Source organism: Candidatus Pelagibacter sp. RS40 (assembly GCF_002101295.1).
Classification (GTDB): Bacteria; Pseudomonadota; Alphaproteobacteria; order Pelagibacterales; family Pelagibacteraceae; genus Pelagibacter.
In genome coordinates this window covers 234,030-250,339 of record NZ_CP020778.1, presented here as the reverse complement: position 1 = coordinate 250,339, position 16,310 = coordinate 234,030, and the positions used below count along the sequence as shown (strand labels likewise).

The window sequence follows — 16,310 nt, the reverse complement described above, 5'->3', positions numbered from 1 at the left end:
AATTTAAAATAAGATTAATAATTCGGGATGCTCGATCTTAAAAATCCAAAAGTTGCAATACCAATAGTTCTTTTTGCTGGACTGTTATGGTCATTTGGACCGTATGTTGTAAGGCATATTGATCAACCTCAATTGGTTCCTTGGCAATATTTATTTACAAGGGGATTAGTAATTTTCATTTTATTAAATCTTTATCTATATTTTGAAGAAGGATTAGATTTTTATAAAAACTATTTTAAAGTTGGTATTTCTGGTGTTTTAGGTGGCATTGGATTAGGCACGGCTATGATGACTTTTATATGGTCAATCACAAATACTAGTGCTGCAGTAACTCTTTTATGCTTAGCTGCAATGCCATTCATAACAGCGTTGTTAGGGTTTTTATTTTTAAGAGAAAAAATTTCACTTACAGTTTGGGTGGCAATTTTAGTTGCAACATTTGGAATTGTTGTAATGGCGTTTGGAACAGGTGGAACAAATTCTCTTCCTGGTCTTGTCTTTGGTTTAGCATCTGCTCTTGGATTTTCTGTTTTTTCTGTAACTTTGCGTTGGAGAAAACAAACACCTAAATTTACAACAGTAGCAATTGCAGGTTTATTTTGTTTTTTATTTTCATCGGTAATGTTGATTTTAAATGACAGTCAATTTTTATCTTCTAGTAAAAATGAAGCTTTGTTTGCAACTCATGGAACTTTAGTTTGTGCAGGTTTAATATTATATTCAATTGGTTCAAAAAATATTCCTGCTGCAGATTTAACTTTGTTATCTTTAACAGAGGTAATTGGAGGAATATTTTGGGTTTGGTTACCATGGTTAGGCATCAATGAAGTTCCAGCAACAAACACAATTATTGGTGGCTTTTTTATATTTATTGCAATTTTCTATTACAGCATGATCATGCAATCCAATAGAAGATTTATTGGTTTAAATTAGTTTTTTATGGAAAGACCAGATTTTTTTGAATTGAATAATGGTGAAAAAGTAAAACTTCCCTTTTCAGATAAAGAGTACAAAAATAGAGTATCAAAACTTAGAGATGTTATGTCAAATAATAACATGGATATGGTAATTCTAACCTCGATGCATAACATTGCATATTATACAGGGTTTATTTATTGTTCATTTGGAAGACCATATGGATGTGTAGTAACAAAAGATAAAATAGTAACAATTTCTGCAAATATTGATGCAAGTCAACCTTGGAGAAGATCACATTGTAATAACGTAATCTATACTGATTGGAAAAGAGATAATTTTTTAAGAGCTATTGTATCTATAATTGGAAGAGATGATCCTCCAAAAACAATTGGAATTGAAAATGATCATGTAACTTTAGATATAAAAGAAAAATTAAACTCGATCTTTAGCATTGCTATTTTTAAAGATATTTCAAAGCATTTAATGAAACAAAGAATGATTAAATCAGATGAAGAGATTTCAATAATTAAAAATGGTGCCCGTATTGCTGATTTAGGTGCTGAGGAAATTGTAAAACACATAAAACCTGGTCAATCAGAATTAGAGATTGCAATAGCAGGGAGAGATAAAATGGAGAGAGAAATAGCAAAGTCTTATCCTGATGCAGAATATATGGATACTTGGGTTTGGTTTCAGTCAGGCATTAATACAGATGGAGCGCATAATCCAAAAACAAATAGAGCATTAAAAAATGGAGATATATTATCTTTAAATACTTTTCCAATGATCTCAGGTTACTATACTGCTTTAGAGCGAACATTGTTTGTCAATGAAATTGATGATGCATCTTTAAAAGCTTGGGAAGCAAATGTAAAAGTTCATAAACGTGGATTAGAATTAATCAAACCAGGGGTAAAGTGTTCTGAAATTTGTGAGGAGTTAAATAATTTATTTGCTGAATTAGGTTATCTTCAATATCGAACGTTTGGCTATGGTCATTCATTTGGAATGCTCTCACATTTTTATGGAAGAGAGGCGGGGGTGGAACTTAGAGAAGATATTGATACTATTCTTGAAAAAAACATGGTGATATCAATGGAACCTATGATTATGATCCCAGAGGGAAAGCCTGGTGCAGGTGGCTATAGAGAGCACGACATTTTAGTGATCAAAGAGGATGGAGCTGAAAATATCACTAAATTTCCGTTTGGACCTGATCATAATATTATAAAAAATTAAATGTCAGATAAAGTAATTGTAAATAGTTGGAATGAATGGGATCCATTAAAACATGTAATAGTTGGACGTGCTGATGGGACTTGTATTCCTGCTCCCGAACCAGCTTTAGATGCAAAAGTACCTGAAGATAGCGATATGAGAGGTCAGTTTGGCCCAAGAACAAAAGATACGGTTGATAAAGCAAATGAACTTTTGGATAATTTTTCATCCATGCTAGAAAAGCGAGGAATTAAAGTTGATAGACCAACGCCTTTGGACTTTAATCAACCTACTTCAACACCAGATTGGAAGGCTGAAACAATGTTTGGATGTATGCCGCCAAGAGATGTTTTGCTTACAGTTGGGAATGAAATTTTAGAAGCTACAATGAGTTATAGATGTAGATGGTTTGAATACCTTTGCTACAGACCTTTATTAAAACAGTATTATAATGAAGATCCAAACATGAGACATGAGTCAGCTCCAAAACCAAGATTAACAGATGAAGACTATAGAAAAGATTATTTATCAGATAAAATCGGAGTACAAAAAAGACTTGAGTGGACTGAGCAAAAGTATTTTGTAACAACAGAAGAAGAACCATTGTTTGATGCAGCTGATATTTTAAGATTTGGAAAAGACTTAGTCGTTCAACATGGTTTTACAACAAATCTAAAAGGAATTGATTGGATTAAAAGACATTATAAAGATCATAGAGTTCATGCAGTAAATTTTCCAGGCGATCCTTATCCAATCCATATTGATGCAACTTTCACACCAATTAAAGAAGGATTAATTATAAATAACCCTCAAAGAAGATTGCCTAAAGATCAAAGAAAATTATTTGAGGATAATGGATGGGAAATCGTAGATAGCGCACAACCAGCTCATAATGAACCACCTCCACTGTGTTATTCTTCAACTTGGCTATCCATGAATGTACTTGTCCTTGATCCAAAAACTGTTTGTGTAGAGAAAAGTGAAGTTTATCAAGCTGAACAATTAGATAAATTAGGTATGGAAGTTGTACCTGTCGAGCTTAGAGATGCCTATGCGTTCGGAGGAGGTATTCATTGTTGTACTGCAGATGTATACAGAGAGGGAACATTAAAAGATTATTTTCCTAAACAATAATGGCAACAATTAAAACAAAAAGAGATAGAGTAAAGTTTGCATCCGATAATGTTACGGGAGCATGTCCAGAAGTATTAGATGCTATTTTAAAAGCTAATGATGGAGATAGAACGCCTTATGGCAATGATGATCTCTCAAAGAGTTTACAAGATAAATTTTCAGAAATATTTGAAAAAGAAGTAATTGTTTTTCCAACATCCTCAGGGACGGCAGCCAATGCACTTGCGTTATCTACAATGACACCTTCATTTGGAAATATTTATTGTCATAGACTTTCACATATCAATGTTGATGAGTGTGGGGCTCCAGAGTTTTATACAGGTGGAGCAAAGTTAGTAAATCTTAATGGAATAGATGGAAAAATTACAGCTGAAGAACTTAACAATTCAATAAGTGGAAAAGGAATTGTCCATCATACACAACCCTCATCTGTAAGTATTACACAACTATGTGAAACAGGAGAAGCTTATAATTTAGATGAAATTAAAAATATTTCTGAAGTAACTCATAAACATAAACTTAATATACACATGGATGGAGCTAGATTTGCTAATGCTTTAGTCTCATTAAATTGCAGTCCAGCAGAAATGACATGGAAATCAGGTATTGATGTACTTTCATTTGGAGCAACAAAAAATGGATGTTTAGCAGCAGAGGCAATAATTTTTTTTAAACCAGAATTAGTTGGTAACTTACCATTTTTAATGAAAAGAGCGGGGCATTTACTATCGAAAATGAGTTTTGTTTCAGCACAATTAGATGCATATATTTCAAATGATGTTTGGATAAAAAACGCCAAACACGCGAATGCAATGGGAAAAAAACTAAGCCAAGGTTTAGAACAGCATAAAAATATAAAAATTGCATATCCAACAGATGCTAATGAGGTATTTGTAAAAATGCCTAAAGATATAATTGATCAACTTAATTCAGAAGGCTACACAATAAACGACGATGAGTGGGATGGTAATGCGGTTAGATTAGTAACAGCATGGAACACAGATCCAACTGAAGTTGATACTTTTTTAAACTATATTAAATCTTAGTTAGCTTGGATTTTCCTTTAAAAATTCAATATACTTAATTACATCATCTAATTGATCATCAGGTATATCTTTGTAACTGGCATTAAATTTACTTTTCACACAAATTGCAACATGAGCGTAGGGGTTTCTTCCTTTAGGATGGTTGGGGTGATCAGGTAATTGTCCTACCAAATAATCGCCAGCATCCTGAATAATTTTCCAGAGTTTACTTGCGTTTTCTTTGTTCATACTACTTCAAACCTTGATTTATCTCAATCTGGTATAGTCCTGGGTATAGTTATCCCACAAAATTTTACAAATTCCTATAAGGATTTTCTTAAGTTATATTTAGATAGCAATAGAAATATATCATTTAAAAATTCATTAGGTATATTTCTGTCAAAACATGTTTTGCAACTAAGATTATCTTTATTAATTAAGACATGAGCAAATGCTTTATTTACATTAGAAAAAGGGTTTCCAAAATCTAGTTTTTGACCTTCTGAGAATGAAATTCTAATTATATCGCTTAGTTCTTCAGACATTTTTTCTGCATCTTTAAAATTACCCTTTGCAACATTATTATAAATTTCTCTTAAAATTTTACCAAAACAATTTGCTGAGCTTAATAAAAATCCATCATATTTCCCATTAGGTTTTAAATGATCAAAATAATTTTCTTCTGCTCCTCTTAAAAATATTAAATCATTAAAATTAATTCCAGAATTCACAACATCATCTTCACCACTAGTATCCTTAAATAATTGAATTCTATCTTGAAAATTATCTTTTAATATTTTTAAAGTTTCAGGTTCAATTTTACATTTTACTACTTGAGGTAATTGATAGATAGAAATTGGTAAATGTGTATTTTCAATGATACGCTTAAAATGTGAAATAATTTCTTTTTGTTTGATGTTTTCGTTAACGGGAGCACATAAAGTTAATCCAAAAAAACCTGCAGATGATCCATTTTTAACTAGATATCTTTCTATGATATCTGCACGTCTTAGAACATCTTCTGTTGTTTTTCCAAATGCTCCAAATAATATTTTGTTATCTTTTTTGATTAAAGAGTTATCATTTAATATATCTAACCAATTTAAAATTAATTTATCAGTTAAATTCCATCCATCTCCTGTAGTACCGCATACCAAGAATTGTTTTACATGTGGGTCTAACCAATTGATATGTTTTTGAATAAGCTTTTCATCTAGTTCTAATTCTTTTGTGTTTTGATATTGAGAAATAATTGGAACCCAGATTGGATCAAATGATTTAGATTTATTCATATAATTATTAATTACATGAAATTAAAAATAAATTTTCTCTATTATTACTAATTTATAGTTGAATATTAGTAAATTTTATAAGATATTTTATAAATATTAATAAAATTTATTAAAAATATGGATGAAGTTGATAAAAAGATTGTAAAAATACTTAAAAATAACAGCAAAACTACACTTCAAAATATTAGTGAGAAAATAAATTTAAGTATTGCTCCTACCGCAAGAAGAATAAACCAATTAGAAGAAAATAATATAATTAAAAATTATTCAATAAATATTGATGAAACTTCACTTGGTTACAAATTTCCTGCATTTATATTTATAAGCTTAGAAAAACAACAATCAAAAAATTTTGATAAATTTGAGAAAAAAATTTTAAATTTTCCTGAAGTTGTTGAATGTTGGTTAATGACAGGTGCTAAGGATTACTTAATTAGAATTGCGGTTAAAGACGTTGAGGAATTTGAGGAATTTTTAACAAAAAAACTTACTGTAATAGATGGTGTTTCTTCAGTTGAAACCTCCATACCTTTACGTAGAGTTAAATCAGAATACTCACGAGTAGAATAAAGATATTATATTAAGTTGATTTATCTCAACTTAGTATACTTTAATTATAAATGACTAAAGATAAAATTAAAATTCATATAAGAAATAATCATTGGAAAAAAGGATCTTTGCCTTGTGACTTAGAAGGTGAAAAAAATAGCAGTGTCACAAAAGATTTGTTTGAAAGTAAATTAAGCAAGTATCCTGGAATAAAAGATAAAATTTCATATTTAATTGACTGGGATGATGATAATTGGAAATCCTCAATGAAAGATGCCGATATCCTACTTGCATGGAATTTTCCAACAAAAGGTTTAAGTAAAATTGCACCTAAATTAAAATGGATTCACATTGTATCAGCTGGAGTTAATCATCTCTCTCCATTTAATTGGGTTAAAAAAGATTTAGTTTTAACTAATAGTAGAGGAATACAAGCAAAAAAAGCTGGTGAATTTGGATTAATGAGTATTTTGATGCTTCAAAACCAAATGACAAGAATAATTACTAATCAAAAACAAAAAGACTATGTCACTTTATTAAGTAACCCAATTGAAAATAAACATGTTGTAGTAGTTGGAACTGGTTCATTAGGAGGCTCAATGATTAAACATATCAGTTCACTTGGAGCAAATGTAACCGGTGTTAATAGACGAGGTAGAAATGTTGATGGATGTTCAAAAGTTATTAAATTTGATAAAATTGATAAAGTTTTGCCTGATGCTGATTTTCTTTATTTAGCAGTTCCCGAAACTAATGAAACAAAAGGAATGATAAACAAAAAAAGGTTAGATGCTTTAAAACACACTTGTGGAATTGTTAACATTGGACGTCAATCTGTAATGGATTATGAGCATTTAAGAAAAAAATTAACAAAAAATGAAATTTCTGGAGCTATTTTAGATGTTTTTTCAGAGGAACCTATAAAAAGAAATTCCAAATTTTGGAATACTCCTAATTTAGTAATAACACCTCATATATCTTCAGATAGCAAAGGAAAGTACATTGAAATGGTTTTAGAAAAGTTTTTAACTAACTTAAAATTATTTATTGATAAAAAAGATTTAATTAATCAAGTAGATCCTGATCTAGGATACTAATACTTCGATTATTTTAGGATATTATTTTATTTTTTTCATTATCCACAATAACTGGACTTTCAAAATATGTAATTTCTGGCTTAGAGTATCTTTCAGTAATCCACTTAATTCTTTCTTCATCAAACCATTTTTTGGCAAACTCTATTTTTGTAAAAGTATAAACACCACCAGCATAACCTTTTTCAATATCTGCTATGTAATTTTTTCTCAATAATCCTTCGACGTCTACATATAATGTAGAAGTTTCGATAAACTTTTCTTTTAGAGTTTTTAAATTAAGTTCATTAGATATTTTAAATTTAACTAATACTGTAATCATTATTTCTTTTTAGAGCTTTTTTTGGTTAATGACTACGTCTACTAATATCGCAATTAATAAATTAAGCATAGTAATTCCACAAATTATGATGAAGCTAAAGAAGTAAATCCATGCCCACCAATAAATATCTTGCAATGGAAGCATCACCTGTTCCCAACTAGAAAGAGTTAAAACTTGAAATAATGTAATCATTGCAACCCCAACATCACCCCATCTCTCAGGTATATCTGTATTAAATAAAATTGATCCTAATGTTGCGTAAATATAAAGAATAATAAACAATAATAATCCCACATAAAAAACTCTCTTAACTGAGGATAATAAAGCTTCTATTATTTTCTTAAGTTCAGGGACAACAGAAATAATTCTAAGAACTCTAAATACCCTTAATAATCTCAATAGTAAAAAGCTAGAATTATTAGGTATAGGAATTAATGAAATAAATACAATTAAAGTATCAAATACATTCCATCCACTTTTAAAAAAATCTAATTTTTTTGGCTCTCCGATAAAACGAATTGAAATTTCAATAACAAAAAATATTGTAATTGAATAATCTAAATAATTTATTGCTTGTTTAGTTAACTCGTTTAAATCGTAAGTATTAACTCCAATTGTTATTGCATTTAGAATGATAATTGAAATTACAACAAATTGAAAAATTCTACTTTCTTTAAGATTGTATAAATACTTGTTCATTTTTGTGCAAAATATAATTGTTATTCTCTAAAATTAACAAAATCTATAGGAAGGCCAATATCTATTGCTTTTATTGCAGTAATTGCTTCTTGAAGCTCATCTTTTTTTTTGCCATCTACTCTTAATTCTTCTCCTTGTATTTTTATTTGGATTTTAAGTTTCTTTTTTTTTATATCGGCAATAATTTTTTTTGCATTTTCTTGACTAATTCCTTCTTTTAACTCACTTGTTTGTCTTATTGCTCCTCCAGATGCGCCTTCAGAACTTTTAATATCAAATACTCTTGGATCTACTTTTCGCCTTATAAGATGAGTTTGTAATAATTCATTTACTTGCTTTAATTTGAGCTCATCAGGCGCAAGAGTGGTCACATTTTTTTCCTTTCTCTCTATTGTTATATGAAGCCCTTTAAAGTCATAGCGATTTCCAATTTCTCTTAAACAGTTAGCAAGAGCGTTGTCAAACTCTTGGTAGTTTATTTTACTTATCACATCAAAAGAGGGCATATTTTATTTTTTGAATTTTACTTTCTTTTAGCTCTGGTTTCTTCGTTTATTTGTCTTCCATATTCTCTAATTTGCATTCTTTCTAAAGCTTCAGACTCTTTTGTTTTATCTTCAGTTTTCTTTTTTCTAGAATAATAAATTGGTAAAACAATTGATAATATGACTATAAATATAGCTAAAATAATTTGCCAAGTTTCCATGATCATATATTCTTACAATTATTTAAATAATCAATTTAAAAATGCAAAAAACTAATTGGAATTATCCGACAACTATGTGGGTAGGCCAAGATAGAATTAAAGATCTTAATATTGCTTGTAGAAATTTAAATATAAATAAGCCCTTATTAGTTACAGATAAAGGTCTTGCAAACTCAGATATTATTCAAAATAGTTTATCTAACTTAAAACAAAATAGTTTTGAGGTTATATTATATTCAAATGTTATAGGAAACCCAACGGGAACAAATGTAAATGAAGGTGTTGGAATTTACAGAAAAAATAACTGCGATGGTGTCATTGCCTTTGGTGGAGGAAGTGGACTTGATGTAGGTAAAGCCATTGCTTTTATGTCAGGTCAACATTTACCAATTTGGGATTTTGAAGATGTGGGGGATAATTGGAAAAAAGCAAATTCAAATAGCATTGCACCAATTATTGCAGTTCCAACCACAGCAGGCACTGGATCAGAGACAGGACGAGCATCAGTTATTTTAAATGAAGATTCTGGAATTAAAAAAATAATTTTTCATCCAAAGTTTTTACCTTCGATTGTAATTTTAGATCCATTGTTAACTAAAAGTTTACCTCCAGATATAACTGCTGCAACTGGAATGGATGCTTTAGCTCATAACTTAGAAGCTTATTGTGCCCCAGGTTATCATCCGATGGCAGATGGAATTGCATTAGAGGGCATAAGAATAATTAATAACTGGCTCTTAGTTGCAGTTGAAGATGGGTCAAATATTGAAGCTAGAATGAATATGTTAACTGCTGCGAGTATGGGATCTACTGCATTTCAAAAAGGACTTGGTGCAATCCATTCATTAAGCCATCCAGTAAATGCATTAAATAATATCCATCATGGATTATCTAACGCAATCTTTATGCCTTATGTTTTGACATTCAATAAAAACGCAATTGAAAAAAAAATTGTTAAAATTTGTGAATATTTAGAGTTTCAAAACAAAACATTCGATGAATTTTTAAATTGGACATTAAACTTGAGAAAAAAACTTAAAATTCCACACAAACTTGCTGATGTTATTGAACCAGACAAAATTGATATTGATCGACTTTCAAAAATGGCACTTGACGACCCATCAACTAGCGGAAACCCAAAGAAACTTTCTTTAGAAGATATGAAAATTATGTATCAACACAGTATTACTGGCGAATTGTTCAAATAAGAGATTAAAATTTATCTATTCTTCCATTTAATGACATAAGACTTAATTCTACTTTAAGTCTTGGATGTTTTTTCTTTAAATTTAACTTTATTTTTTCAAACGAGTTTTCATGAATTTTCATTTCATTGTGAGGGGTAAATTCTTTTTTTCCATTTACAATTTTTGCTGCACCGCAATCTTTATGATTTATAACTATCAACTTTTCAATTCTATGTATTTTTATTGATGTATTTAAATTTTCCCAGAAAGTACTGTGCCACTTTTTAAACTTTGAAGCTGTGACACCAACCGCAGCACCAGCAATTGTAAAAGCACTATATTTACCGTTTAATTTTCTTCTTTTTAAATAATTTGAAACTTTAGTTTGAAATCTTGGGTCCATACAAGATAGAACCATAGCTTTATATTTTTTTTTCATAATTTAATAATTTCCTTTTTGATTGGTCCCTTTATAAAAAATTTCTTGAAGATTGTCGTTTTCTTGTTTTTTTGTTTTTATGTCATCTGTATCTAATAATGATTTTGGTCTTCCTATTTTATGATGAAAATTATATTTATCTTCTCCCCTTGCAAGCTGAACACTATTTTTTCCTATAACTTGTTTTACATTACTTCCTATGTAACTCTGTATTACAAAACCTATCCTTCTATCATCGCTTTTGTTTAAACCTGAGCCATGCACCGTTTTAGGATGATGTAGTGACATTTGTCCTGCTGACAGTATTAATGCCTTCGTTTCATGTTCGGGAACATCATTTACTGTTTGACCTCTAGTTAATAGATTTCCCTCATTAAATTTTTGATCATGGTCTTTAAGGTTATCTTTATGAGATCCTGACCACATTCTCATACATCCATTCTGCTCATTTGAGTCTGTTATCGCAACCCACGCAGTAACCCAATTATAAGGCTCTAATCCAATATATTTTGCATCCTGATGATAGCTTACAAATCCCTTTTCTTTTGGATTTTTTATAAATAACGTTGTTCCACAAACGAGAATATCTTTACCAATTAAGGATTGTACTGCATCTAATATTTTTGAATTATGCGTTACTTCATCAAGCAAAGGAGAGATGAGGTGTGCATTGTATCTTCCTGCATTTTCTAATTCTCCAGGCAATCTTTGTTCAATAGTTTCAATTTCATCTCTAATTTCTTTTGCTTTGTCTTTTGAAAAAACATCTATAGGCGAAACAAATCCCTCATCCTTGTATTGTTGAAGTTGATTTGAGGAAAGATAAGTCATACTATTTTGAATGCCTGAAGTTATTAAAATTGGAATTACAGAAAAAAACAATCAAAAAATTCAAGAAGTAAAGACAGTTAAAGTAATTGCAAATCAAGGCATAGTAGGGGATAGGCATTTCAAAGAATTTAACGACCCATATAATCAATTATCTCTAATAGAGTCTGAGAACATTGATTATTACAATATTAAATACGGTTTAAATATTCCATATATTAATTTTAGAAGAAATATAATTACCAAAGGAATTAAGCTGAATGATTTGGTTGGAAAAAAACTAAAAATTGGATCTGTTCAAGTTGAGGGTATGGATTTATGTAGACCCTGCAGACATCTTAATGAATCATTAAATCAAGATAATGTTTTAAAGGAATTTTTAAGAAAAGGTGGTCTTAGGTGTCAGATTTTAACATCTTCAAGTATAAATACTGGAGATAAAATTGAGGTTCTAGATTAATTGAATTTTATCCAAAAGTTTTTTGGGTTTCATCAGCATTTGAATTTTGATCTAATGTTGCAGGTGCATCAGGATCTAACTCTAATCCTGCAGGAGTAATAGTTGCTGGTACTGGGGTAAAAGTTGAGTCTGGATTTTCAACAGTTTCTCTCACTCTCATTCTATAAAGTCCAAATGCTCCGATTAAACTGTGAATTAGTATTAGAAAAACAAAAAAACCGTTTAAGCCAAACCAACCCATAAAGATAGAGCAAAGAATTGGACCACTTATTGCTCCAAAACCAAAAATTAATTGTAAACCACCTCCTGCTGCAACAAATTTTGTCTTAGGTACAAAATCATTAGTGTGAGCAAGATTTAAAGAAAATAATGGTAGGCATAAGCTTGCATATAATCCAACAGCTACAAAAAATACTATTTTTCTGAATGCTAGTTCGTTCATGTAATATATATTTTGTAATGGATCATTAGCAGTAAGAATTGATAAAAACGCTAAAGCTGAGCTTCCAAAAGTTGAAATAACAATAACTGTTCGTCTATCATATTTATCAGATAAATATCCAATAGGCCCTTGACCCAGCACACCAGCTATTGTTGCAATAAATAAAAGTACTGAAGTTTCTAAAAGAGATAATTTTGCAAGGGTAGCATAAACTGAAATTAAAGAAAAAAATGCTGCATGAATTACACCAGTAAAAAAAGAACTAAATGTACCAAGTGGAGAAATTTTATATAATTCTACAATACTTATAGTCTCAATTTTCTTGAATTTTGGTGCAGGTCTTTTTGTTAGCAAAATTGGAACAAGAGCAATTGATAATAATACTGATACTAAAATAAATGGTTCATAGTTCTTAGGTTCGCTAACATTAAGCAACAACATACCAATTGCTAAACCAAAAAATATAACCATCATGTAAGCTGAAAGCAGCTGACCTCTGTTTTTATTAGTAGCTCTGTCATTTAACCAACTTTCAGTTACCACATAACAACTAACTAAACTCACTCCTGTTACAAATCTACTTACAGTCCACATTATTGGATTAACATAAACGACAGCTAATAATGCACTTAAAGATGCAAGTGATGCAAAAGCTGCAAATACTCTTATGTGTCCAACTTTCGATACAAAATTAGGAGTGGTTTTTGATCCAATAAAATATCCAACATAATATCCTGACATGAAGATACCAGTTGTTAAAACACTAAAACCTTCAAGCACTGATCTAATTCCCATCAATTGCATTTGCAATCCATGAGCAATCATCATTACCCCTATTCCCATAAAAAGAGCCCAGGACTTTTTTACTTCTTTTTGCATTTATATATTTACTGTCAGTTAAATCTGGCGGCTAAGTAGTTTTGGTTTGTGTTTTTTTTATGGCTAATAATGAATGAATTGCAATTGTAATTATAATTACAATCCCTCCTAATATAGTTTGGGTAGAGGGCTGTTCTTTAATAATTAGCCAGACCCATATTGGTCCAATAATTGTCTCTAAAAGAAAAAAAAGGTTAACTTCAGCTGCAGTTATAAATCGTGGGGCTATCGTCACTAAAACAAATGGTATCGCAACACACATAACGCACATAATAGGTATAAAAATCATATCTGTGCCAACAAGCGCAAAGTCTTTAACGAAGAAAAAGGCAAATATAGCAACGCATAATTTACCGATCACTGCAGAGGGTACTAAATCGGTAGATTTTGCATACCTTGCTAAATTAGCGTTACAAGCTAATCCAAAAGCAGTAATTAACCCAAAAAGATCACCGTAGAAATTACCAAGGCTGAGTGAATCGTAAAATATGTAAACACATGCAGTAAAGGTGATGATTATTGCAACCCATGTTTTCTTCTCAGGTTTTTCTTTTAAAAAAATTGCTCCTAATATCGCTGAAAGCATCGGGGCAAGCGCTATCATTAATAATGTATTTGCTACATTGGTATTTTGAATTGAGATTATAAAAGTAATATTACAAATCGAAAAACTTATTACATAAAATAATCCTGGGTAACCGATTTTGAATAAAGCATTAAAAAAATTTTTTTTGTAAAAAATTATAAGTCCAAAAAGCACAACTAAAAAAGGTATTGCTCCTCTATAAAAAAGCATGCCCCAAGTTTCTATGTTAGATAATCTAATAAAAAGAGAATCTGGCGTTATAAACATAACACCAATAAAAGCCATTAAAGAACCTTTTTGTTGGTTTGTGAGATTTTTCAAGCTCTCAAACCTTTCCAGAAATAATCTGCAAGGTTTATATTTGATAAATCAAAAAAAGTTTTTAATCCTGTAGGCGAAGTAACGTTTATATCTCCATTTAATTTTTCATCAATAAAGTCAATTCCTGCAAAATATATATCTTCTTTCATAAGGTCTTTTGCAATTATTTTAGAAATTTTTATTTCTTTTTTACTTAATTTAATCAATTTTGGTTTCGCACCTTTGCTCATATTGCTTAAAATTGATCCAGCTTTTGGCACTCTTGAAATACAGCCACAAATCTTACCATTGATTATAAAAACTCTTTTATCTCCAAATTTTATTTTTGGTAAAAATTTTTGACACATTATGTGTCCATGTTTTTTTACAAATTTTGAAATTAGTTTTTTATTTAATTTGTTATTTATAAAAATAATATCATTACCACTGTAACTATGAATTGGTTTAAGTATAATTTTTTTATATTTTTTATAAAAATGCAAAATATCTTCTACTTTTTTTGTAAATATTGTATCAGGCATAAAATTAATAAACTTCATTGAATATAATTTTTCAGAAATATTTCTTATAGAAGTAGGATTATTAATAACTCTAACTTTATTTTTAATAGTATCTAAAATGTAAGTTGTAGATATATACTCAAGATTGAATGGTGGGTCTTGACGAATTAAAATAAATTTTACTTTGGATAAATCAATATGTGATGTTTTAACTATTTTAAAAAATTTTTTTTTAGAGTGATCAATTTTAATAAAACTTCCATTTGCAAAAACTTTTTTATTTTTAATTGATAGATTTTCTGGTTCATAATAAAAGATTTTATAGCCTCTATTTTCACCGCTTTTTGCAAGAAATATACTAGTATCTGTTAATGGATTTAAGTTATTTAAGTTATTACCTTGAACAGCAATAATTTTATTGGTCATATAAGTTTGCTAAATTTTCATCTTTAGAAAATTTATACAACATATGATCTGCATTTGTTTTTTTATTTTCAATAATTCTAAATAAATGATCTATAAATTTTTCCTCGTTAATACCTTTTTTGTTTAGTATATTTCTGTTTGTTAGTCCTTTTTTAGAAATATTTAATATTACTGAGGACCAATACAACAGATCTTTGCCCATCAAAGGAGTAGAGAGCCCTTTTTTTGGTGCATTATTGTAAGCCTCTAAAACTTCATTCACATCCCATGTTTTCACAACATCTAGAGCTTCATCTAAATTTCCATAAAGCAGTCCTGTGTTAAAAGCAGGACCAGAGCATAAACAATCCCAACCACAAGCATCCATAGATCTTAATTCTATATATTTTTTTAATCTGTTTTCTGTAAATATGGTTCCAAGATGCGTACTCAATTCTGCCTCTGTTGGTTGTAAATTTTTAATCTCATTTATTTTTCCATCCATGAAGTCCTTAAATATATATTTTTTTCCTGAAATATATTTCCCATCAGATTGTAAAAATAATAATGGCATACTCATTACAAATTCAGCATAATTTTCAAAATTTACTTTTTCTAAAAAAAATTTAGGAAGGCCACCACGTGATGTTTGTTGCCACACATGCGATCTGTATGAAAAGTAATTGCTATTTTTTTTTTCAATAATTGATGAATTTGCAAATAAAGCAATATTAATTGGAACTAAATAATTTGCTAACCTAAACTTTTTTGAAAAATCTTCCTCAGAAGTATAATCAATGTTTAATTGTGTGCCGCATGTTCTATACATCATATCTAAACTTAATGCTCCACCTTCAGGCATGTCTTTAGTCATGACCTCGTATCTTTGTTTTGGGTTGTTTGGTATTTCTGAAAGTTTGGATATAGGATCAAATCCTGCACTTATAATTCTAAAATTAAGTTTTTCTAAAACTTGTTTTAATTCAAATAAATACTCATGAGACTCTGAACACGCCTCATGAATATTACTTAGTTTTGCTCCAGATAATTCAATTTGGTTTCCTGGCTCAAGTGTAATATTTTTATCTTCTTTGCTAAGACCTATAACATTATCGTTTTCCTTGATTGGTTTCCAACCAAACTCATAGAGATGATAAAACATTTTTGTTAAAGACGAATAATCAACTCTCTTGTTATCTTTTTTATTAAATATAAATTTTTCATGTTCAACACCAACTTTTAGATTTCCTTCATCTTTGATGCCATCTTCAAAATATTTAATAATTTGATCTTTATTATTTATCAT

At 29.6% G+C, this 16,310-nt stretch carries 20 protein-coding genes; 8 read left to right on the top strand and 12 right to left on the bottom strand.

Annotated elements, in window-relative coordinates:
- The first annotated feature begins 27 nt into the window (after nucleotides 1-27).
- The 4 genes from B8063_RS01375 to B8063_RS01360 are packed head-to-tail and all read left to right on the top strand — an operon-like array spanning nucleotide 28 to nucleotide 4,316.
- Nucleotides 28-933, top strand: coding sequence for a DMT family transporter (locus B8063_RS01375; RefSeq protein WP_085068752.1), 906 nt, complete (start codon nucleotides 28-30; stop codon nucleotides 931-933).
- A 6-nt stretch (nucleotides 934-939) separates the two neighbouring features.
- On the top strand, nucleotides 940-2,157 hold the full coding sequence (locus tag B8063_RS01370) for an aminopeptidase P family protein (RefSeq protein WP_085068750.1): 1,218 nt from the start codon (nucleotides 940-942) through the stop codon (nucleotides 2,155-2,157).
- Nucleotides 2,158-3,270, top strand: a complete 1,113-nt coding sequence (locus B8063_RS01365; protein WP_085068748.1) for a serine/threonine protein kinase — start codon at nucleotides 2,158-2,160, stop codon at nucleotides 3,268-3,270. It begins immediately after the preceding gene.
- Nucleotides 3,270-4,316: a threonine aldolase family protein gene (locus B8063_RS01360; protein WP_085068746.1), complete on the top strand. Its 1,047-nt coding sequence runs from the start codon at nucleotides 3,270-3,272 to the stop codon at nucleotides 4,314-4,316. Before B8063_RS01365 ends, B8063_RS01360 begins: the two co-directional genes overlap by 1 nt.
- Here B8063_RS01360 and B8063_RS01355 read toward each other — a convergent pair whose 3' ends face one another.
- Entirely contained in the window at nucleotides 4,317-4,544 is a 228-nt protein-coding gene (locus B8063_RS01355) for a hypothetical protein (RefSeq protein WP_085068744.1), read from the bottom strand.
- 74 nt (nucleotides 4,545-4,618) lie between these two features.
- The gene (locus tag B8063_RS01350; RefSeq protein WP_085068742.1) at nucleotides 4,619-5,587 is read right to left on the bottom strand and encodes a dihydrodipicolinate synthase family protein; all 969 of its coding nucleotides are present in this window, start codon (nucleotides 5,585-5,587) and stop codon (nucleotides 4,619-4,621) included.
- Between the two features lie 117 nt (nucleotides 5,588-5,704).
- On the opposite strand from B8063_RS01350, the gene B8063_RS01345 reads away from it, so the two are divergent.
- Entirely contained in the window at nucleotides 5,705-6,157 is a 453-nt protein-coding gene (locus B8063_RS01345) for an Lrp/AsnC family transcriptional regulator (protein WP_085068740.1), read from the top strand.
- Nucleotides 6,158-6,207: 50 nt separating this feature from the next.
- Complete coding sequence (locus B8063_RS01340; protein WP_085068738.1) at nucleotides 6,208-7,233, top strand: D-2-hydroxyacid dehydrogenase; 1,026 nt, start codon at nucleotides 6,208-6,210, stop codon at nucleotides 7,231-7,233.
- Between the two features lie 13 nt (nucleotides 7,234-7,246).
- Here B8063_RS01340 and B8063_RS01335 read toward each other — a convergent pair whose 3' ends face one another.
- From B8063_RS01335 to B8063_RS01320, 4 genes are read right to left on the bottom strand one after another with little or no spacing between them, the layout of a single operon-like run.
- The gene (locus tag B8063_RS01335) at nucleotides 7,247-7,552 is read right to left on the bottom strand and encodes a hypothetical protein (protein ID WP_085068736.1); all 306 of its coding nucleotides are present in this window, start codon (nucleotides 7,550-7,552) and stop codon (nucleotides 7,247-7,249) included.
- Nucleotides 7,553-7,561: 9 nt separating this feature from the next.
- Nucleotides 7,562-8,251, bottom strand: coding sequence for an ion transporter (locus B8063_RS01330; protein WP_085068734.1), 690 nt, complete (start codon nucleotides 8,249-8,251; stop codon nucleotides 7,562-7,564).
- A 20-nt stretch (nucleotides 8,252-8,271) separates the two neighbouring features.
- Complete coding sequence (locus B8063_RS01325) at nucleotides 8,272-8,757, bottom strand: YajQ family cyclic di-GMP-binding protein (protein WP_085068732.1); 486 nt, start codon at nucleotides 8,755-8,757, stop codon at nucleotides 8,272-8,274.
- A 17-nt stretch (nucleotides 8,758-8,774) separates the two neighbouring features.
- Nucleotides 8,775-8,957, bottom strand: coding sequence for a hypothetical protein (locus B8063_RS01320; RefSeq protein WP_085068730.1), 183 nt, complete (start codon nucleotides 8,955-8,957; stop codon nucleotides 8,775-8,777).
- A 41-nt stretch (nucleotides 8,958-8,998) separates the two neighbouring features.
- Between B8063_RS01320 and B8063_RS01315 the strand changes: the two genes are divergently transcribed.
- Nucleotides 8,999-10,165 carry an iron-containing alcohol dehydrogenase gene (locus tag B8063_RS01315; RefSeq protein WP_085068728.1) on the top strand — a complete coding sequence of 389 codons (1,167 nt, stop codon included), beginning with the start codon at nucleotides 8,999-9,001 and terminating at the stop codon, nucleotides 10,163-10,165.
- A 4-nt stretch (nucleotides 10,166-10,169) separates the two neighbouring features.
- Here the strand turns inward: B8063_RS01315 and B8063_RS01310 are convergent, their stop codons facing one another.
- Both B8063_RS01310 and B8063_RS01305 read right to left on the bottom strand, forming a co-directional pair.
- On the bottom strand, nucleotides 10,170-10,583 hold the full coding sequence (locus B8063_RS01310) for a carbonic anhydrase (protein ID WP_085068726.1): 414 nt from the start codon (nucleotides 10,581-10,583) through the stop codon (nucleotides 10,170-10,172).
- Between the two features lie 3 nt (nucleotides 10,584-10,586).
- A complete protein-coding gene (locus B8063_RS01305; RefSeq protein WP_085068724.1) occupies nucleotides 10,587-11,414 on the bottom strand; it encodes a phytanoyl-CoA dioxygenase family protein in 828 nt (275 codons plus the stop codon).
- Between the two features lie 10 nt (nucleotides 11,415-11,424).
- Between B8063_RS01305 and B8063_RS01300 the strand changes: the two genes are divergently transcribed.
- On the top strand, nucleotides 11,425-11,871 hold the full coding sequence (locus B8063_RS01300) for an MOSC domain-containing protein (RefSeq protein ID WP_085068721.1): 447 nt from the start codon (nucleotides 11,425-11,427) through the stop codon (nucleotides 11,869-11,871).
- 7 nt (nucleotides 11,872-11,878) lie between these two features.
- Here the strand turns inward: B8063_RS01300 and B8063_RS01295 are convergent, their stop codons facing one another.
- The 4 genes from B8063_RS01295 to B8063_RS01280 are packed head-to-tail and all read right to left on the bottom strand — an operon-like array spanning nucleotide 11,879 to nucleotide 16,310.
- Complete coding sequence (locus B8063_RS01295) at nucleotides 11,879-13,192, bottom strand: MFS transporter (RefSeq protein WP_085068719.1); 1,314 nt, start codon at nucleotides 13,190-13,192, stop codon at nucleotides 11,879-11,881.
- A gap of 31 nt (nucleotides 13,193-13,223) precedes the next feature.
- Nucleotides 13,224-14,099, bottom strand: coding sequence for a DMT family transporter (locus tag B8063_RS01290; RefSeq protein WP_102133172.1), 876 nt, complete (start codon nucleotides 14,097-14,099; stop codon nucleotides 13,224-13,226).
- Entirely contained in the window at nucleotides 14,096-15,025 is a 930-nt protein-coding gene (gshB, locus tag B8063_RS01285; protein WP_085068717.1) for a glutathione synthase, read from the bottom strand. Before gshB ends, B8063_RS01290 begins: the two co-directional genes overlap by 4 nt.
- Nucleotides 15,015-16,310, bottom strand: coding sequence for a glutamate--cysteine ligase (locus B8063_RS01280; RefSeq protein ID WP_085068715.1), 1,296 nt, complete (start codon nucleotides 16,308-16,310; stop codon nucleotides 15,015-15,017). Before B8063_RS01280 ends, gshB begins: the two co-directional genes overlap by 11 nt.